Annotated in this window: 21 protein-coding genes; 8 read left to right on the plus strand and 13 right to left on the minus strand. The window is 46.2% G+C overall.

Going from position 1 to position 19,281, the window contains the following annotated elements; translation table 11 throughout:
* Positions 1-174: 174 nt before the first annotated feature.
* The 4 genes from ACOMG9_RS13375 to ACOMG9_RS13390 all read left to right on the plus strand — a co-directional run bounded on the left by ACOMG9_RS13375 (position 175) and on the right by ACOMG9_RS13390 (position 5,872).
* Positions 175-1,374: a hypothetical protein gene (locus ACOMG9_RS13375; RefSeq protein ID WP_494530350.1), complete on the plus strand. Its 1,200-nt coding sequence runs from the start codon at positions 175-177 to the stop codon at positions 1,372-1,374.
* Positions 1,375-1,698: 324 nt separating this feature from the next.
* Positions 1,699-2,898, plus strand: coding sequence for a hypothetical protein (locus tag ACOMG9_RS13380; protein WP_494530351.1), 1,200 nt, complete (start codon positions 1,699-1,701; stop codon positions 2,896-2,898).
* A gap of 582 nt (positions 2,899-3,480) precedes the next feature.
* Positions 3,481-4,692: a hypothetical protein gene (locus ACOMG9_RS13385; RefSeq protein ID WP_494530352.1), complete on the plus strand. Its 1,212-nt coding sequence runs from the start codon at positions 3,481-3,483 to the stop codon at positions 4,690-4,692.
* Between the two features lie 457 nt (positions 4,693-5,149).
* The gene (locus ACOMG9_RS13390; protein ID WP_494530353.1) at positions 5,150-5,872 is read left to right on the plus strand and encodes a hypothetical protein; all 723 of its coding nucleotides are present in this window, start codon (positions 5,150-5,152) and stop codon (positions 5,870-5,872) included.
* Here ACOMG9_RS13390 and tnpC read toward each other — a convergent pair.
* Genes tnpC through tnpA form a run of 3 tightly spaced genes read right to left on the minus strand, consistent with a single transcriptional unit; the run spans position 5,792 to position 8,235 of the window.
* Positions 5,792-7,507 carry an IS66 family transposase gene (gene tnpC, locus ACOMG9_RS13395; protein WP_448215655.1) on the minus strand — a complete coding sequence of 572 codons (1,716 nt, stop codon included), beginning with the start codon at positions 7,505-7,507 and terminating at the stop codon, positions 5,792-5,794. The two genes, ACOMG9_RS13390 and tnpC, sit on opposite strands and share 81 nt — an antisense overlap.
* A 36-nt stretch (positions 7,508-7,543) precedes the next feature.
* Positions 7,544-7,912, minus strand: a complete 369-nt coding sequence (gene tnpB / locus ACOMG9_RS13400; protein ID WP_448215654.1) for an IS66 family insertion sequence element accessory protein TnpB — start codon at positions 7,910-7,912, stop codon at positions 7,544-7,546.
* Positions 7,909-8,235: an IS66 family insertion sequence element accessory protein TnpA gene (gene tnpA / locus ACOMG9_RS13405; RefSeq protein ID WP_448215653.1), complete on the minus strand. Its 327-nt coding sequence runs from the start codon at positions 8,233-8,235 to the stop codon at positions 7,909-7,911. Before tnpA ends, tnpB begins: the two co-directional genes overlap by 4 nt.
* A gap of 105 nt (positions 8,236-8,340) precedes the next feature.
* Between tnpA and ACOMG9_RS13410 the strand changes: the two genes are divergently transcribed.
* The 4 genes from ACOMG9_RS13410 to ACOMG9_RS13425 all read left to right on the plus strand — a co-directional run bounded on the left by ACOMG9_RS13410 (position 8,341) and on the right by ACOMG9_RS13425 (position 12,744).
* Complete coding sequence (locus ACOMG9_RS13410; RefSeq protein WP_494530354.1) at positions 8,341-8,853, plus strand: hypothetical protein; 513 nt, start codon at positions 8,341-8,343, stop codon at positions 8,851-8,853.
* A 244-nt stretch (positions 8,854-9,097) separates the two neighbouring features.
* Entirely contained in the window at positions 9,098-10,252 is a 1,155-nt protein-coding gene (locus ACOMG9_RS13415; RefSeq protein WP_494530355.1) for a hypothetical protein, read from the plus strand.
* A 246-nt stretch (positions 10,253-10,498) separates the two neighbouring features.
* Positions 10,499-11,044, plus strand: coding sequence for a hypothetical protein (locus ACOMG9_RS13420; RefSeq protein WP_494530356.1), 546 nt, complete (start codon positions 10,499-10,501; stop codon positions 11,042-11,044).
* Positions 11,045-11,100: 56 nt separating this feature from the next.
* On the plus strand, positions 11,101-12,744 hold the full coding sequence (locus ACOMG9_RS13425; RefSeq protein WP_494530357.1) for a recombinase family protein: 1,644 nt from the start codon (positions 11,101-11,103) through the stop codon (positions 12,742-12,744).
* A 5-nt stretch (positions 12,745-12,749) separates the two neighbouring features.
* Here the strand turns inward: ACOMG9_RS13425 and ACOMG9_RS13430 are convergent, their stop codons facing one another.
* Genes ACOMG9_RS13430 through ACOMG9_RS13475 form a run of 10 tightly spaced genes read right to left on the minus strand, consistent with a single transcriptional unit; the run spans position 12,750 to position 19,192 of the window.
* Positions 12,750-12,917 carry a hypothetical protein gene (locus tag ACOMG9_RS13430; RefSeq protein ID WP_494530358.1) on the minus strand — a complete coding sequence of 56 codons (168 nt, stop codon included), beginning with the start codon at positions 12,915-12,917 and terminating at the stop codon, positions 12,750-12,752.
* An 11-nt stretch (positions 12,918-12,928) separates the two neighbouring features.
* Entirely contained in the window at positions 12,929-14,635 is a 1,707-nt protein-coding gene (locus ACOMG9_RS13435; RefSeq protein WP_494530359.1) for a DEAD/DEAH box helicase, read from the minus strand.
* Positions 14,625-15,101 carry a hypothetical protein gene (locus ACOMG9_RS13440; RefSeq protein WP_494530360.1) on the minus strand — a complete coding sequence of 159 codons (477 nt, stop codon included), beginning with the start codon at positions 15,099-15,101 and terminating at the stop codon, positions 14,625-14,627. The genes ACOMG9_RS13435 and ACOMG9_RS13440 overlap by 11 nt, the downstream gene beginning before the upstream one ends.
* A 60-nt stretch (positions 15,102-15,161) precedes the next feature.
* Positions 15,162-15,851 (minus strand): Rha family transcriptional regulator, encoded by a 690-nt coding sequence (locus ACOMG9_RS13445; protein ID WP_494530361.1) that lies wholly within the window; start codon positions 15,849-15,851, stop codon positions 15,162-15,164.
* Between the two features lie 11 nt (positions 15,852-15,862).
* Positions 15,863-16,915: a hypothetical protein gene (locus ACOMG9_RS13450; RefSeq protein ID WP_494530362.1), complete on the minus strand. Its 1,053-nt coding sequence runs from the start codon at positions 16,913-16,915 to the stop codon at positions 15,863-15,865.
* Between the two features lie 27 nt (positions 16,916-16,942).
* On the minus strand, positions 16,943-17,083 hold the full coding sequence (locus ACOMG9_RS13455) for a hypothetical protein (protein WP_494530363.1): 141 nt from the start codon (positions 17,081-17,083) through the stop codon (positions 16,943-16,945).
* A gap of 45 nt (positions 17,084-17,128) precedes the next feature.
* On the minus strand, positions 17,129-17,638 hold the full coding sequence (locus tag ACOMG9_RS13460) for a DUF669 domain-containing protein (protein ID WP_494530186.1): 510 nt from the start codon (positions 17,636-17,638) through the stop codon (positions 17,129-17,131).
* A 15-nt stretch (positions 17,639-17,653) separates the two neighbouring features.
* A complete protein-coding gene (locus ACOMG9_RS13465; RefSeq protein ID WP_494530185.1) occupies positions 17,654-18,424 on the minus strand; it encodes an ATP-binding protein in 771 nt (256 codons plus the stop codon).
* Positions 18,424-18,834: a DUF7173 family protein gene (locus ACOMG9_RS13470; RefSeq protein WP_494530184.1), complete on the minus strand. Its 411-nt coding sequence runs from the start codon at positions 18,832-18,834 to the stop codon at positions 18,424-18,426. Before ACOMG9_RS13470 ends, ACOMG9_RS13465 begins: the two co-directional genes overlap by 1 nt.
* A gap of 40 nt (positions 18,835-18,874) precedes the next feature.
* A complete protein-coding gene (locus tag ACOMG9_RS13475; protein ID WP_494530364.1) occupies positions 18,875-19,192 on the minus strand; it encodes a hypothetical protein in 318 nt (105 codons plus the stop codon).
* Positions 19,193-19,281 lie beyond the last annotated feature (89 nt).

Below are 19,281 nucleotides of genomic sequence, written 5' to 3' on the forward strand. Positions count from 1 at the left end.
AACCAGAGTTGGAACGCAGAAGGGTGGAAAAAGCCGCCGTCCAGAATATGCGAAACCAACTGGTTAGGTATTTATGCTGGATGTAATCAAAGTAACTGTGTACTCACGATAGGTAGGGTCAGTCTGGTATTTTGTTTATATCAAAACCGACTACCCGAATTAAGGGCATAAATAATGAAAGCATCCGGTAAATCACTACCACTGTTTTTGTGCTTGCAATTTTTATGTTCAATCGCCTATTCGGGCCTATCAAAACAAGAACAATTAAACTTATTGAGCCACTACAGCAATACAACGTTAGTTGAAGATGGCCTGAAACTGGCAACCAGCAGTTCCGGGCTGGTGATTTCCACCGTGATCAATTATGGATTATGGTACAGCATCTGCAGATCACCCGAAGTGATCTCTGCCCTTGTGGGTCGCTCCGATCTGTCAGGCACAGAGCAAAATGAGCAACTGGAGTTCAAATCTTCCTTTTGCAATCAACTCGCAGCTGTTGTCACTTCCACTGAGATTGCATTAGCAGGACACGTATCGCTCTGGCCGCCTGAGACACCCTGGTGGCAGCCGCTGCGGTTTGTAGCAACAGCATACAGCGGTTATCTGGTGTACACTGACCAGGATCCATATTATGGGCTCATAACGACTGCTGCTTACTTAACCCATGAGGTAATGGCAAGAACGGTAGCCGCAATCTACGCTGCACGTGCTTTAAGGTATCAGGATAGAGGCAAAATCGAACCTTTAGATTATGCCCGTAGTGAATATTCCTTCTTGTCAACAATGGCAGGCACGATGGTCGGGACAGCAGCTTATAACAGGATGGTCAGCAGAGGAGCTACAACTTTTGATGCAATCTCTGCATACCTGATATCGGCTTTATTGATAGAGCAAGTATTAGCAATAGGCTCTTCTTCAGCACATAATTCAGGCGCTGTTGATTCAGTCGAGGCAGAAGCAAAAGCCTTAGCCGGAATTGGAGCCATAACGGGTTCACTAGCCACAGGCATAACCGGAGTCGCAACTGTTGGGTTGTCATCAGATGTGTACGCGTCCCTAATCACATTCGCCAAGCTGTTCATATCTATGGCCAAGTTTCAATTCATAGCCAAAGACGCAGTGCTTGCCGGAATCATAGCCGGAACCGGATACAAGCATCTTCTGGTGATACAAAGCTTCGTTCTGGACTCAAACCATTTATGGAGAAACATTGCTGTTACCATATCTCCTGCATTGGGAATCGCTCTGATGAATGGTTTTTCAAAGAATATTCTTTATGGTCACACGCTTGAAGAAAGTTTGACAGAAACTATCCGAAACCAATGGCAGAAATTTCATGCTCCTTTGCGTTATCTGTACACCTTGTTTAACTGACAGATAGCTGATTCGAGAGACTATCAATGGGCATTGGCAGAACAGTCAACTCCTGACAATAAATGGCGAAAGATCCATTATTGTACTATAGATTCCTTTTGAATTAGTAAAGCCCATAGTGCTGAGAACGCATGACAGGTTCCTGCATGTGCCAAACAGGTTTCTTAACTGGAAAGTTCAGCCAAAGGAGGGTGAATATAAAGCATCTGCCACTTATAACCCTTATACCGGATGTAATTAAAGAAACAGGATGCTTCTGGTATTTAAGGTTTGACTGGTCATTTATTAATAACAAATCAGTCACACTTAATAAGGACATAAACAATGAAAACAACTATTAAAGTTATATCGCTATGCTCATGCTTATTATTTATAAGTTCAGCCGCTCATTCAGACGTATCGAGAGAAGAACAATTCAACTTATTGAGCCACTACAATAACGCATCTTTAGTTGAAGACGGTCTGAAACTGGTAACCAGCGGTTCCGGGCTGGCAGTTTCTACCGCGATCAATTATGGATTCTGGTACGGCATCTGCAGATCACCTGAGGTGGTCATCGCCCTTGCGGGTCGCTTTGACCTGTCAGGCCCACAAGAAAATGAGTTACAAGAGATCAGATCATCTTTTTGTAAGCAACTCGCAGCGCTTACGACCTCTGCTGAGGTTGCTTTAGCCGGACACATATCGCCCTGGCCCGTTGAGCCGCCCTGGTGGCAGCCAATGCGATTTGCAGGAACAGCATACAGTGTTTATAAAGCAGGCACTGGTGAGGCGCCTCATCTTGCGGCCATAACAGCCTTCGCATACTTTACCAATGAGATAATAACAAGAACATTTGCCGGAGCCCATGCTATCAGGGGTTTAAGGTCTCAGGGCAATGATACAATCCAATCTTTGGATTATGCCCGTAGTGAATATACCATGTTGTCATCAATCGCTGGCACGATCGTTGGCATGATAGCCTATGACAAGGCAATCGACAGAGGTTATACACCTGCGAATGCAATCTTTGCTTTCGTGTTATCTTCTATATTGGCAGAGACAATATCATCATTTAGCTCTTTTTCAGCGTTAAATTCAGGCGTTGGCAATAAAAACGATACAGGAACAGCAGCCTTAGCCGGGGCCGGGGCCTTAGCTGGGTCAATGGCCACAGCCGCAATCTTAACCGGCCATGTTAGGAGCAGATCAAATTTTGTCTTGACTCTAACCGCAGTTAGCACCTTCACTCGCTCTATACCTGAAGTTGGATACAGAGTCTATTTTAGCGCCATAGCCGGAAGCTTCGTCGGGCCCATTTTCGAGGTGTTTCTCTGGAAACAGGGCCGGGAACTGAACTCAAGGCATTTACCGAGATACGCCGCTGTTATCCTGGCACCTGCACTGTCAATCGCTCTGATTAATGGCCTTTCAAACCATGCAGTTTATGGTTACCCACTTGAAGAAAGTTTATCCGAAACAGCCCGTAATCAATTGAAGAAACTTTATGACCCTTTAGATTATTTGCACACCATATTTAATTGACAATAACTGGCTCAACCCGGCTGACTGTCTTACGAAAAGAATAAGCAGACTCTGAAACTTTTTGAGTTACTATGAACTCCTCGCAATGCGTCTGAATGACTTTAAATGTCAGCTGACTTTTCTTCGTTTGAGCGATTCAATAAAAGCGCCCTAGCAGCCTGTCGGACTTAAGACTGTCCTACTGCGGACGCTTAAGTCCGACAGGCTGCTAGCGGCTTTGACTAATACGCACGTCCACTTATTTCTGAAAAAACTTTTTTGGTTCCGGGTGAATATTTCTTTCAGGTCAGACACCAGAAGAATTAATTATGATAATGAGTGGAGACAACTCCAATGCTGTACTATAAGGAACTATCCAGACAGAAAAGCCCAAAGAGCCAGTAACAGCAACACTGGTTCATTTGTATGACAAACAAGTTCTTACAACTATTAAGGTCAGCCAAAGGAGGGCATATAGAGAGCATCTGTCACTCAAGAATCTCATGCTGGATTTAATTTAAGAAACTGATTAATTCTGGCAGGTATTTTTTGACGTGTCATTAGCTTATAACAAACCAGAAAATTTAATTAAGGACATCAATAATGAAAACATTCACTAAACTAATACCGCTATTCTCGTGCTTATTATTTATATGCCCTGGAGCTCATTCAGACATATCGAAAGAAGAAAAATTCAACTTATTGAGCCACTACAATAATGCATCATTAGTAGAGGACAGCCTGAAATTGGTTGGTAGCACTTCCAAGGTGGCCATTTCCACAGTGATCAATCACGGATTCTGGTACAGCATCTGCAAATCACCCGAGCTGGCCTCTGCCGTTGCAGGTCGCTTTGGCCTGTCCGGCACAGAAGAAATTGAGTTACAAGAAATCAAATCATCTTTTTGCAATCAACTCGCAACCGTTATTACCTCTGCTGAGATTGCTTTAGCCGGACAAATTTCGCCCTGGCCCCATGAGCAGCCCTGGTGGCAACCGCTGCGATACATGGGAACGGCCTACATTGGATATAAAGCATACACTCAACAGGAGCCTTATCATGTACCTTTAACAACTTTGGCTTTCTTTACCAACGAGGTAGTGATGAGAACAGTAGCAGGAGCCGCTGCTATCCAAACTTTAAGGAATCAGGGAACAGTCTGGCCTTTGGATTATGCTCGCAGAGAATATTCCATGTTGTCAACACTCGCTGGATTGATGGTCGGTAGTATCGTTTACGAACAGATGCTTGCCAAAGATGTTTCAGCGGTAAAAGCTGCTTTTGCCTGCATTATCTCCGCTACATTGACACAGAAAATATTAGCCATTAGCTCTTTTTCAGCACTCAATTCAGGCTCTTTTGATTTTGTCGGGACAGGGGCAGAAGCAGAAAGCCTGGCTGGAAACGCAGTCTTAGCTGGGTCATTTGCCACAACCATGTCCGGAATCATGTGGGTTGGGAACTCACTTAATCAGTTCACTAACTTTATCACTCTTGCCATCGTGGCCACGGCTTTTCCGATGAGGGGAATTGCAGTTGATTACAAAATCTTGGCCGGGTTTGTAACCGGGACAGCAGTCTCAACGGGAATCATTGAACTTCAGAAGCTGCAAAGGTCAAAACTGGATTCAAGGCATTTATTAAGCAATCTTGCGATTTCCCTGGCTCCTGCATTGGCTATCGCTCTGATCAATGGCGTTTCAAACAATGTCGTTTATGGTTACCCACTTGAAGAAAGTTTATCCGAAACAGCCCGTAGCCAATTGCAGAAATTTTATGCTCCCCTTGATTATTTGTACAGCTTTTTTAATTAACAGATAGTTGAAGCGAGAGATAGCCAACAGTTAAAGTCATTGGCAACAACTTTGTAATCCTGTTTAAAAAAACAAAGTGTAAAAAGATTCAACAGGAGTGAGCAGGTTCTGAACCTGCTCAAGTTGCTTTGAATGCTTCGGGAAGCAGCGGATTGAGTTTAACTTTTCTCTTTGAATAACGAACCAACAAAAACACTCAGCCACTTTTATTAATATTCCTCTCTAAAGCGCGGTGTATACATAGATCTGTCGCCCCTGAACCTCATAATGGATGCTATAAAAGAAACAGATTAATTCTGATAGTTAAGCTTTGACTGGTCATTTAATAACAAATCAGTTACTCCAATTAAGGACTTCAATAATGAAGACATTCGGTAAACTAACAACACTCTTCTCGTGCTTATTATTTTTATGTTCAGTCGCTCATTCAGGCAGATCAAAAGAAGAACAATTTAACTTGTTGAGCCACTATAATAATGCATCCTTAGTTGAAGATAGCCTGGAACTGGTGACCAGCAGTTCCAGGCTCGCAGTTTCTACTGTTATCAATTATGGATTCTGGTACAGCATCTGCAAATCACCCGAGCTGATATCTCCCCTTACGGGTCGCTTTGGCCTGTCAGGCTCTGACGAAAATGAGTTACAAGAGGTCAGATCATCTTTTTGTAACCAGCTTGCAGCCATTATCACCTCCACTGAGGTTGCCTTAGCCGGGCACATATCGCCCTGGCCCCTTGAGCTGCCATGGTGGCAGCCACTGCGGTTTGTAGGAACAGCATACGTTGGTTATCAAACATACACTAACCAGGATCCTTATCGTGTTGCGATAGTGACTTCGGCTTACTTTACCCATGAGGTAATGGCCAGAACCTTAGCCAGAGCCCTTACCATCCGAACTTTAAGGAATCAGGACACAGGCACAACACAATCGCTAAATTATGCCCGTATTGAATATAAATTGTTGTCATCAATCGCTGGCCTGATGGTCGGGGCAATAGTCTATAAAAAGATGCTCGACATAGGATTATCACCTGTGAAAGCAGCCTTTGCTTGTAAGCGCCAAATAAACCAGCGTACTGGCTGCCGCCCCCAAGATTTCTTATTCTTTGCCTGTCTTAACATTCCAGGGGAGAAGCTGTTCCAGTTTCTCAACGGTATCGGCGTAAGGCAGCTCTTTTAAAATATGGTTCAGGTAATTGAAAGGCTCCAGACCATTCACCTTTGCGCTTTCAATCAGGCTGTATAAAAGGGCACTGGCTTGCGCCCCTTTTGGCGTGTCTGCAAACATCCAGTTCTTGCGGCCAATAGCGAAGGGGCGGATGGTGTTTTCCGCTGCGGCATTACTGATATCCAGGTGGCCGTTGTCACAGTAAACGACCAGTTTTGGCCATTGGTTCAATGCATAGCTCATGGCTTGGTGCGACAGGCTGCCCGGGTCTAGCCTGGTTATGTTTTTCTCCAGCCATACATGAAAGTCGTCCAGTAGTGGCTTACTCTTTTGCTGACGCAGGATGGCTTTTTCTGATGGAGGAAGATCTCCTATTTCTTTCTCAATGGCGTAAAGCTTACCGATTTTGCCTAAAGCGACATTCGCCTTGCTAACGCGGGTGTTTTTCACCTTTTTGCCCGGTTTGGCTTCGCCCTTCCTGGCATCCAGAAATTTCCTGCGAACGTGGTCGAAGCAACCCGCCTGGGTGATGCCTTCTTGTTTGCATACAGCGTCGTAACTGGCATACCCGTCAGTTTGCAGGTAACCGCTGAACCCTTCGAACAGACGCAGGGGAACCTCCTTGCCTCTTGAGGGATCGTATTCAAACACCACCGATGTTTGTCCGGGTGGCCCACCAAGGCTGACCCACATATATTTGTCAGAGTTGATGGACTTGCTGGTTTCCTTGATCACCTGAATTCGGGTTTCGTCAGCATGGATCACCGAACCGGTCTTTTGATGATCTCTCATCAAATTGATGAGTGGCCGCAGTTCTGTAGACAGCCGAATCAAAGAGTTGGCCATCGTCGTCCGGGTGACAGAGCCACCGTATCGCTTGAGGATATTCTCTTGCCTGTACAAAGGCAGTGCGTCGCAGTACTTGGAGACAATGATCCAGGCCAGTGTGCAAACAGAGAGTGAAGATTTGGGCAGTGGGTGTTTTGGCAGCTCTGCAACTTTAATGACCCGCTTCTCCTGTCCATGCTCATCGACTTCTGGAAAGACTGCTTTCTCTTGCAGAATTTCTTTCACCTGAACCTTGGTCGGAACGATATCAAGCTCTTCACGGACTTTGACAAAGAAGGTATCAATGGCTCCGGCTTTTTCTTCTTCACTGAGTTCAGAGCGTTCCTGCACTCTGGGCAGAGACTCTGAAAATGACTTGCGCCCTGTTTTCTTTTTGCGTGGTTTTGGAGGCTCTTGCTCTGGCTGACCTTCAGCTTCGTCTTGCTCTCCGGTGCAGCCTTCCAGCTCCACCTCGTTGAAAATGTCGACCTGGCTGTTGTTTTTTTCAGTGCTTCTTCCGTACAGGCGGGATCGGGAGAGCCTCAGGTACTCTTCCAGTTGCGCAATGCGTTTTTTTTGAGAATCGATGACCTCTGACTTCTTTTGAATAATGTCGTCTTTTTCAAGAAGGGCATTTTCTTTTTCAAGAAGGGCATTTTCTTTTTCAAGAAGGGCATTTTCTTTTTCAAGAATGACACTTTCCTGCGAATGGATCGCCTCAAACAAGGCGACCATTTCAGGGTTAGTCTCAGCCTGATGAAAGGGCAAATCCAGTGCGGATTTCGGCTGAAAAATCAGAGTGTCGGCGGTCGATTTCATGGTCGCTATTTTACCATAAAACCCTGAAAAACAGGACTAAAAACAGCTCTCATAATGCCTTTTTTTATGGGGTTGCATGGCATTGAGATTGTAGCCGTCCAGCAGCCAGTTTAATTGTTTCCCGGTTAATGTAACCAGCTCTTCGTCCGGTTTGGGCCAGTGGAATTTGTCCTCAGACAGGCTCTTGTAATAAAGCACAAAACCATTATCTTCCCAGAACAGGCACTTGATTTTATTACGCTGCCGGTTGGTAAACGCATATAAATAGCCGTCAAAGGGGTTGTGCCCCAGCTCTTGTTCAACCAACACAGCAAGCCCACGAAATGACTTGCGAAAGTCAATCGGCTCCCGGTAGAGAAACACCTTTGGTAATACCTCTGACGGTCGCATAACCGGGGTGTTCATAGCATATCCCTCACCAGTTGCTCACAAAGCGACAGGTTACTTTCATCAATACCGGACACTGTTACACCACTGGGTAGGGTGATGGAGAGTGGTGTTATCCGAGAAGGCGCACCAGGTTCTGGTTGGGGTGTTACCTGGACAAAGCCAGAGTTGTTCGGGGTCGGTTTTACGCTGGGGGTTGTGTCGAGTTTACGCTTCCAGTATCCGAATTTGGATACCCTTATACCATGCTGTTGGCACCACGCACTCTGAGTCAAACCTGAATCCCGCCACGACTGAACACGCTCTAGCCATTCACTGTCTGCGGGTAATTTCTTTGACATATTGGCCTCCTTATATCGGGAGGCTAATCATTTCAAATGGGGTTTTGATTCTGAAGGGCGTGGGTTTATTTGGCGTTTACCTTTGCTTACATGATATCTGCTTCAATGATGAAGACAATATCAACATTAAGCTCTCTTTTAGTTCTTGACTCAGGCAGTGGTCATGCAGTTGTGGAAGAAGCAGTAACCATGGCAGCGGCCGGAACCGGGGCCATAGCGGGAACAATGGCTGTAGCCATAAGCGGAGCCATGGCTGTTTGGTGCAGATCAGATCTATTCTTGAAAGTAAACACACTTGTTACCATAACCCTGGCCAGTCCTGAATCTGAAATTGGACACATAGACAGTTTTATTGGACTTAAAGCCGAAGTCGGAATGACAGTCGGAGCCGTACTCTTGCAATTTCTATTGCAACAAAGCCGGGAACTGGACTCAAGGCATTTAATGAGAAACGTCGCTGTTACCCTGGCTCCTGCATTAACACTCGCTCTGATCAATGGCGTTTCAAACCATGCTGTTTTTGGTTATTCACTTGAAGAAAGTTTCACCGAAACAGCCCAGAACCAATGGAAGAAATTTCATGCTCCTTTGGATTACTTGTACACCTTGTTTCATTGACAGAGTGAAGTCAATCGCACCATCTTTGTCATACCTTTTACCATCAGCAAGTTGCATTGGACACTTTATTTCCTGAACCCGGGAACCACTCAATGGTTGGCGAAAATTCCATTGCTGTTCTATAAATAGGATCCTGAGAAAACAGGAAATGCTCGCAACACATCAGTTTCATTTACCCTGATTATGGACACGAAGAATGAAAATGTCCGTTAGACTAATACCATTATTTTCGTGCTTATTATCTTTGTGTTCGGTCGCTCATTCAAGCTTAACCAGAGAAGAGCAATTTAACTCATTAAGCCACTACAATAATAATGCATCGTTAGTCGAAGACAGCCTGAAACTGTTCAGTAGTGGTTCCGGGCTGGCCGTTTCCACCGTGATCAGTTACGGATTCTGGTACAGCCTCTGCAGATCACCCGAGCTGGTCTCTGCACTTGCGGGTCGCTCTGATCCGTCTGGCACAGAGCAAAATGAGCTGCAAAAATTTAAATCACTTTTTTGTTATCAACTTTCAGCCGTTATCACTTCCACTGAGGTTGCATTAGCCGGACGCGTATCGGCCTGGCCCCTTGAGCTGGATTGGTGGCAGCCGCTGCGATTTCCGGGAACTGCATACGTTGGTTACAAAACATACACTACCTGCGATCCTCCTTTTCTTATACCCGTTGTCACTGCGGCATACTTTACCCATGAGGTCGTTGTAAGAACGGTAGCCGGAACCTATGCCATCCAGGCTTTAAGGCAGCAGGACAGAGGCACGACCCAAACTTTGGTTTATCTCCGTAGTGAATATACTATGTTGTCATCAATGGTGGGTCTGATGGTCGGGGTAGTAGTCTACGACGCTACGCTCGCCGGAGGTTTTACAACGGCGCAAGCGATTGGTGCTTACCTGATATCGTCTGAATTGACGGAGAGAATATTTACAAGAAGCTCTTTTTCAACACTTAATTCAGACGATACTGATAGAATCGAGGCAGGAGCAGAAGCACTGGCCGAAGCCGGAGCCATAGCTGGATCATTAGCTGCAGCCATAGCCGCAGCCATAATGATGTCTGCTGAGCGCTCAAATTTAATCTTCGAAGGAATCACACTTGTCACTCTGGTCTCAGCCGTCCCCATAGTTCCGGAAGTCTGTGTTGGAGCCTTCGTCGGATTGCTAGCCGGAGCACAAATCATTGGACTTATGATGCTGCAACACTCACAACTGGACTCAAAACATTTATTGAAAAACATCGCTCCTCTGGGTCCTGCGCTGGCAATCGCTGCGATCAATGGTTTTTCAAACCATCGTGTTTATGGTTACTCACTTGAAGAAAGTTTCACCGAAACAGTCCGTAAACAATGGAAGAAGTTTCATGCTCCTTTGGATTATCTGTACACCTTGTTTAATTGACAAATAGTTAGATGCGAGAGACAGCTAATTAGATTTTAGCTCGTGTGTCGCTGAGCAATTTCCGCTAGTGAATGCCGAAAATAAACAAGAATAGTGAACAACTAATGCCGTGTAAGCCCCAAAGGGCCAGGAAGATACCGGATGCTATACCGGATGCTATAAAAGAAACAGGTTAATTCTGGTAGTCAAGGTTTGACTGGTCACTTACTTATCACAAATCATTCACCCTGATTAAGGACTTCAATAATGAAAACTTCCGGTCAACTAGCAACGCTGTTCTCGTGCTTGTTATTTTTATGTTCAGTCGCTCATTCAGGTATATCAAAAGAAGAACAATTTAACTTATTGAGCCACTACAGTAATACATCGTTAGTTGAAGACAGTCTGAAACTGGCAACCAGCAGCTCCGGGCTGGCCATTTCCACTGTGATCAATTATGGATTCTGGTACGGCATCTGCAAATCACCCGAGGTGGTCTCTGCCCTTGCAGGTCGCTTTGATCTGTCAGACACAGAGCAAAATGAGCTACAAGAGGTCAAATCATCTTTTTGTAATCAACTCGCAGCCGTTATCACCTCCACCGAGGTCGCTTTAGCCGGGCACGTATCAACCTGGCACCTTAAGCATCCCTGGTGGCAGACATTGCGATATGCCGGAACAGCCTACAGTGGTTATGCAGCATACACTAACAGCAATCCTTATCTTATACCCATAGTGACTGCGGGTTACTTTACCCATGAGGTAGTGGCAAGAAGGGTAGCCGGAGCCACTTCTATCCGGAGTTCAACATAACATAAACCTTATAATTGCTTTTCACAAACGACTAATGCACGATTGTAGGAGGCATTATGAGTATAAGAAAAGCAATGGATACAACGGTCACACGGACGACATTCTGCTATTCATACCAGCGCATCTCATCCGCAAGACAGCTTAGAGGAAGCGGGATAAAACGCCAGCTTGAAGCAAGTCAAAAGATCTGTGAGGAAAAAGGCTGGACGTTAGACACCTCTTTTCACCTCACGGATGTTGGGAAATCCGCTTATCATGGCAGGCATTTAGACGATAAAGCGGCGCTAGGTGGTTTTTTGAAGGCTGTGGATGATGGGCTGATCAAACGGCCTGCTGTTTTATTGGTTGAGAGCCTGGACAGGCTCAGTCGCGAAAATATCATGGATGCTCTGGAGTTATTTATCCGGATATTGAACTCAGGGATTACCATCTACACATCTGTTGACCGGATTACTTATAACCGTGAGGATATCAAGTCAAACTTCGGCCCCCTCATTATTTCAATAACCATCCTGTGCAGAGCCCATGAGGAAAGCCTGATCAAAGCAGAGCGAACAAAGAAAAGCTGGAAGTATAAACGACAAAAAATTGCTGACGGCGAACTTGGCCATAAACATATTTATCCCTGGTGGATTGATATCTCATCGGGAAAGCCCGTTGTCATTAAGAGCAAGGCAAAAATCGTAAAAGAGCTATTTCACCTCTGTATTGAAAAAAACTTGAGCTATGCCTCAATCACACAAACGATGGAGAAGAAGTATGGCGAGGAATATAGATTCCCTTCAGCAACTTTAAACAATATTTTTAGCTCAAAACGAGTGTTAGGTATTTATGAACCCGGAGAAGTTTTTTATACCAATGGTGTTAAAAAAGTTGCTGATATAAATGACGAAATTAAAGCATATCCAGCAATCATTGATGAAAACACATTTTATGCTGCACAGGCAGCCATAAAAAGCAGATTGACAAGAGAGTTGGGCAGGCCCAGCAAAACGCAGTATGTCAATTTTTTTAAATCCATGATGTTTTGTCAATGTGGCAGTTCTTTTGTGGTCTCTACATCCGGTCGAAATGACTACCGTGTCTATCGGTGCAATAACCGATACCGCTACAAGAACTGCGAAAACAAAACCTGCTTGAATTCTAATCACTTTCAGCAAGTGTTAATGAAGGTCATTGCTGTCATTGATAAAGATGATATGCTGGTGAGTGCATCGAACAATAAAAAGGCGACACTGACAAAGACACTTGCCGCATTGCAGGCTGAGCTGCATGAGAAACAACAAAGAATAGAAAACCTGGCAGAGCTGGTGGAGGCTGGATCAAGATCAGGGGTTCAGAGAGTGGTCAAACTTGAAAATGATATTGAAGCCATTAACGAGAAAATAGGCCGGATAGAAAATGACTTGGACGCTCTTACTTCTCCGACAATGGCTGCAAGTATTGATCACATCAATGCTTTCCATAAACGGTTCCAATTAGGAAAGGCCACCAAAGAAGATCAAATACCATTTATCGAAGCACTGAGGGGGACCGTGGAGAAAATCGTCATCCAATTACCGGAAAAAGAAGGTCAGCGAGCCATTGCGATTATTCACCTTCTATCCGGTATTAATATCAGGATTACGGTATTTAAAGATTATTCCGCCGACGTTTATAAAGGGAAAAAACGCATTCTTAAGCTGGAGAAAGGCAAGTAGCATGGTTACATGCCTTGCTCTTCCAACCATTCAAGAATCAGCTTTTCGACTTCATTAGAGCCGTTAAGCTTTTTCTTTTTTATGGCTTTCTCGAATCGGATTACCACCTGTTCGCTGAATTCAAAGCAGTGGATCATAGTTTCATCTCTTTCGCATTTTTGCACAATATCCATATTGTGGGCTCCTAAAAATCAATATCCGTATCAAATACATCAAAGTTGTCAGTATTAAATGCTGGTGGTTTTGGCCTGCTAGCCGGGTTGTCGTTCCACTCACTTGGGGTGCCTGCTTTTACTGTGAAATCGTAAGCCTTTACCCGCTGCCATCGTCCTTCCTGGATTACTTCTATGCGACAGGGTTCTTGTCTATCCTGAATCTCATTGATTCGATGCAGAGCGTCCTCGGTTAGCTCAGGACAGGCTTCATGACCAAAGCGTTTCACCCACCAGATCACGGCTTTCTGTCGTGCATAACCGCCATGTTCAAAGCAAACCCATTCACGGATGGTTTCCAGGCCACATCGATAAGAGACCTGCATGGAAGGTGGCTTACCGTTTTTCTCGTGCAGGTTGTATAGGATTTCATCCACATCCAGCCATTCCGGTTCAATCTGGTTGGCTAGCAGTGCAGCGTTGGAAGCTTCTGCTTCATGCTTCTCCTGTTCCGGGAATTCATAGTTGCAGACAGGACAAACCCGAAGGCCTGCAAGAATTAGCTCAAAACATTCCGGACACTCCTTAACCGGCGGTTCTCCGGAAGCTTTGCCTGCTTTTATGTGGTCAACGGTTATCCGGTCAATCGGTCCGTGGCGTTCGACATTGCCGCCATAATCCAGAACCAGGCAATCCGTCTTGCTGGTTTCCGGGCTGATGCGCAGACCACGACCTAATATCTGTACATACAGGCCGGGTGATTTGGTGGCTCGAAGCAGAGCGATCATATCGGTTAAGGGCGCGTCGAAACCGGTGGTCAGAACACCCTGGCTGGTGAGAGCTTTTATCTTTCCTGATTTATAGTCAGCCAGTATCCGGGCACGGTTTTCTTTTGGGGTTTCTCCAGTGATGCACTCAGCCTCGATACCTTCAATGATGAGCAATTCTTTCACTTGTTCCGCATGAGCCACACTGACGCAGAAGATCAGCCATGCCTTCCGCTCCTGACCGTACTGGATAATTTCAGCCACGGCTTTTTCGGTGACATCGTTCTTGTTGACTGCTTCCTCCATATCACTGGTGAGATAATCGCCCTGCCGGGTTCTGACTCCATCAAGGTTAATCTTGTCTTTTCCAGCCTTGGAGCGCAGGGGGGATAGAAAGCCATCGTCAATCAGTCTCTGGATGTCTGTCTCATAGACAATCTCATCAAACAGTGGGTTCTTGCCTTCCGTGAGCAGGCCCTGTTTCATCCGGTAAGGTGTGGCGGTGAAGCCGACTATTTTCAGTGCCGGGTTGATTTCCCGCAGGCCTGCAATCAGGCGCGAGTACATGGTCTCCGAGCTTTCGCTATTAAGAAGATGGCATTCATCAATAATAAGCAGATCAAAGTGTCCCAGCTCTACCGCTCGTTTGTGAACACTCTGGATACTCGCAAATAGTATCTGAGCATCGGTATCTCTGGACTGCATTGAGGCCGAGTAAATTCCCGTTGGTGCCTCTGGCCATTGGGCGATAATCTTTTCATGGTTCTGCTCAATGATCTCTTTTACGTGGGATAGAATCAGAAACCGCTGGTCAGGCCAGTAGCACAGAACACCATGGATAAAGTCAGCAATGATCACTGACTTGCCTCCACCAGTACTGACGCAAACCAACGGATTGCCATCAGAGGCACTGAAATATTGATAGATGGCATCAATGGCCTCCTGCTGATACCAGCGGAGTTCAAAAGCCATGGTCAAAGCCCTTCATCTGATTGATGATCTTATTGGCAACCCGCTCGGTGGCTTTACGATCAAAAGACGTTGGTTTACTGTCGTCAGCCTCCCTTGCCATTAGCATCTTATCTGCAATGGTGTAAGCAAAGTTCACCGCAGGCTCTATGGCAGTTCCACGTTTGCAGACGAACTCTCCCACCAATGCAGCAATGGCAAACAAATCCCTGAGCTGGATGGTTTGGCTTTGAAATTGCTCTAACTGTTTTTCCAGATCATTGATGGTTTCATCACAAGCCGCCTGAGCGTATTGATCAAAAGAAGCCGTATCTTCTATCAAATAGTGGGTAACCCGAGGGTAGAAGTTACCTTGTTGGTAATCCGTTATGCAGAGCCCGCTGTCTGGGCTAAGGCCGATCAGATCAATCTGATCTGCAGCAGGTGGTTTGCTGACTGGTATGAAGCGATAGCGTTTTGAATGATCCATTTCTTGGTGTCCTTTCTTGTTCGAGTGCAACAGGTTGCGGAGCCTGGTGTCCGTTGATGATTAGCGATTTCTGAAGCGGCCGACGACAGGGTGCTCCTTGTAGCAGCGGGATATCTGTTTGGCTTCTTCTTCCACCAATGCCGCAGCGGTCATAAAATCCTCAATATTGTATGAGCGGACTGGATATCGCTCGCCCTCTGCGGATTGGGTAATGTAATAAACTGGCGGAAGTTTGAAGTAGCGGAGAGTCTTTTTCACAAAGGAAAAGCTGTAGGGGATAAACTCCTGTAATACCGAAGCGCAAGCATAACCTTCCGGTGGTTCAGTCAGGTGGATACGGTTGGTTGGGTCTTCCAGTTGCTTCTCAATATCATCAATTTTCTGTTCTACTGATAACAGTCGCGCTGAATCAATCTCGGCTGCATGCTTTGGTTGAACCCTACCAGTCTCAAGGTCAAACCAGCGTTGCAATGCTTTTGCCCGACGCTGCACATCATAACCAGTAATCAGAACCTCAAACTCAAATCGTGGTAATAAATATTCAGTTTGCTTCCGATTACTGCCATCTAAGTAGGTCTGCTCATATTTGAGCGCATCTATTCCAAGCTCTTTGAACATCACCTGGATATCCCGCTTAACATTCCGGTGAGCCTTGCCAGTCACGACCGCAATCTCCCGGCTGGACATGGTCTGTTCTTTCTGACTACTTACACTTTGCTGGTTCACATTAAATGAAATGACTTTATTCATAATGGCTTTCCTTATTGGTTGCTTTGAATGTTTCCATCAAACTGCGTTTTCAACCCTGCCAGCTTTTTATCAGTCAGCAGGCTCTTGTCTTCTACTGCCTGAATTTCTTGAGAGGAGAACTGGCCTTTATCTCTGCCAGTTATGAATTCCTCACCCGTTGATTTCAGGCGATATCGTATCCAGAACTCACCGCTATCAATGGGCTCAGCGAATTGCTCTAACAGGTACGGGTTATAAAGGTGGAGCTCACAACCGGATTTCTGAACAGGCTCGGGAATGTCCATATCGTGCCGGGCGCAGTGCCACTGCCCATCTTCTACCGGGGTGCTGTGCAGGCAGGTACGACAATTAACGGCAGGTGCCTCTTGGCTGTGGCAGATTGAGTGATGGTCACAGAATTTGCAGAGGTACCAGCTGGGGTCTTCACTGATTTTGCTCAGAGGGCGGTCACTGGCAATAATACATTCCGCTCTCTCAACGACTGCTTTACCAATAACAGGATCAAGCCGAATCCGCTCACCATAAAGCTCATCTGTATTTTTATTCACGGCTATATAGAAGGCTCTGGTCAGCTGAGGATTGGCCAGATACATGTAGACTTGCATCTGAATAAAGTGCTCTGGCTTGGCTTCCTCTACGCCTTTTTTAACCAGGTTATTAAAAGACTTCTCATTGTGGGTTTTCATCTCGATCAAGTGCCAGGTCTTGGGGGCTTCAATAAAGCCCTGACCCACACCATCAAATGAACCACCAAAATGCCCATTGCAGGCAGAAACCCTGAACTGCTTACCGGTGGCCGGATCGGTTTCAAATACTTTGATGCCTACATTGCGCAGGTCAGACACAAACCGTTCTTCTGCCAGATGGCCCGTCTGAAAAAGTCGCAGCAATTGGCCACCATGCTTTACATCAGAACACCATCGAAAGGTATACCAGAGCGCCCGGTCACAGGGGCGACCAATAATAGAACCACCCAGATGAGCCCGGAATGCATCGCCCTGGTTGTCCTCATAATGCTGGACAATCGCCTTGATGGTTGTACGGTTGGATTCGGGGATTTTCACAATGATTCACCTTCCCAGGCTCTGGGCCTAGTTCTGCTTTCTGTTTAACCGTCTGGCAATTCGCTGGGCTTTTCTTTTCCGCTTTCTTTCTGTTTTGGATGGTCGTTGTTTGGTGAACCTTGCCTTATCCAGTTTCCGGGCTGCGGTTCCGGTAGCATTGAAAAACATACATTTCTTCCTTGAATGAAGGGGGCAAGCCCCCTTGGTGAATGATTATTTTTGTCCCCACGGTGGTGCGGCGTACTGAGTTGCTGGGTGAGGCGCTTGTTGAGCGGGGGCTGGATTGTGGGCGGGTGTCTGCTGCTGAGGTGCTGGAGCACTCTGCATTGTCTGGCCACCCACATTGATCCATTTTTTCACTTCATTTTTAGGGCCGTAGCCCGGATCATTCTTAACCACCACCCGAATCCGAACCACCTGATTCAATAGTTGATCAGTGTCGCTGATCATGGGCTGGCCAATGGCGTGAGCGATCCGGCTTAGCTCCTTCCTGCCGATTTCCTCTGCCTTGGGACTACGATTTTCAATATTGTGTTGTGACCAGAGTTTCCGACTCTCATACTGCCCTTCCATAATGGTGTAGGTCAGCTTCACCATACGACCGCCCGTTTTGGTATTTTCCAGCGACGATTCAGTGATCATGGTCAGGTACTCGCCAGCCGGTAATGGCTCAAACTCATCGGTTGGATCGTAGTCACCAGCGTTAAAACCTAACTGTGCCATGGGTAATCTCCTTGTTTATTGGCTTGAGTTATTGGTCAATGCGTCACTAAATGCCTGCCAGTTCAGCGGGAGTTCTGCCGGCAGACCATAGCGATTTTTGGCAACGAAACTCGGACGAGCTTCGGTATAGAGGTAGCGTTGGCCAGTGCTGATGCCACGGGTTTTCACCTTATTGAAACCGCCTTCTTCTTTCTCAATGACGGTTTTGTAATCCGCAAACATCACACAATCGACGGATTCCTGGATAAGGTCGCTGGCACGTTTATGGAGTTTGATCTGGTAGCGGTCATAACTATCGGTCATCGGACTTTCAAACCGCTTGATCTCCGAATGGGCAATCAAGATGAAGGCGATACCCTTTTCATTACGCAGGGCATCCAGACCTTCCAACAGCTGGCGCCACAAATCCAGCGCCAGAAGAAAGCCCTTGCCGTAACCGAAGTCCTCAACAGACTGGTAACGCTCACCTTTTGGCCCCACATAGGTTTCACACAGATGCTGCCAGACCAGCGGTTCCAGATGGTCGAGGCTATCGATAATGACGGTTTGATAGTTGTGTTCGGACGTATACAAAGCAGAAAGCGCATCCAGCACATCCTGAAATGAGGTCATCATGGGGAAAGCATCTACCTCTAACTTTCCCAAACCATCCTCAGTCTGAATAAAGATAGGATTAGGCGCACCACAGCCTAATGTGGTCTTGCCGACACCGGCTGGGCCATGCACCACAATGCGTGGAGCTTTAATGCCAGAGGAACGGCTAATGGATTCCAGGGAGATGGCCATCACTTCACCTCCAGTCGTTCATATTTCACGGCTACTTTCTTGGGTTTGGTGGTAATGGCCTCCGCCACCATGTTGTAGTGAGCCGGATCAAGACCCCGCAGGCTTTTCAACTGGCGGGTATCTACCTCCAGTTTGGTTCTGACCACTTTTTCAGCAATATGAGTTGGGAGCCGGTTTTTCAGTGTTTGCCACTTCTCTACATCTAATGCGCGGGTGAAGCCCGAGACGGTGGTGACCTTGTAGTAGTCTCCCTTTACGGAGTAGCTGCCCTCATCTTTTACACCCACGAACTCACATAACTGCTGTTCAATCGTCAGGCGGTGGTCCTTTGCCTGCTGTTCGGCTTGCTTGGCCAGCTCTAACTCGTAGGCGAGTTTGTCCAGCCGTGAAGCATCATTGCTTTCGGTCATCGCAATTTCCTTTTGTTTAGCGGTAGGGGGTGAAACTCAGTCAGTCACTGAGCAGCTCGCTGAGTTCCGGGATGGACGTCACTGCCACTTGCCGATCATTGGTCAGATCAATCAGTAACTCCCCGAGACGAAAACGACGGGGGATGACTGTCAGCTGATTGGCTTGCACTTCTGAATCATTGAGTTGGCGGTTGTAGTCCTGGATCACATCAAGCAGAGCCTCAACAGCGGACTGAGACTCGGAATGGACAGCGGTGATTTCTTGAGAGAGGCGTTGGGCTTCACCGTGTAGCGAAACCACTTGTTTTGCGAGTACGCTGATTACATCCTGAACAGCTGAAAAATCCGTTTTGTTCATGACTGATTAGGCGATCTGTTATTTATTGTTAAATACAGACTGCCTATCAGAGAATAGAATGTCAATGTTTGTTTAATATTTTGTAGTGA

The organism is Endozoicomonas sp. PH6C, from assembly GCF_059322965.1.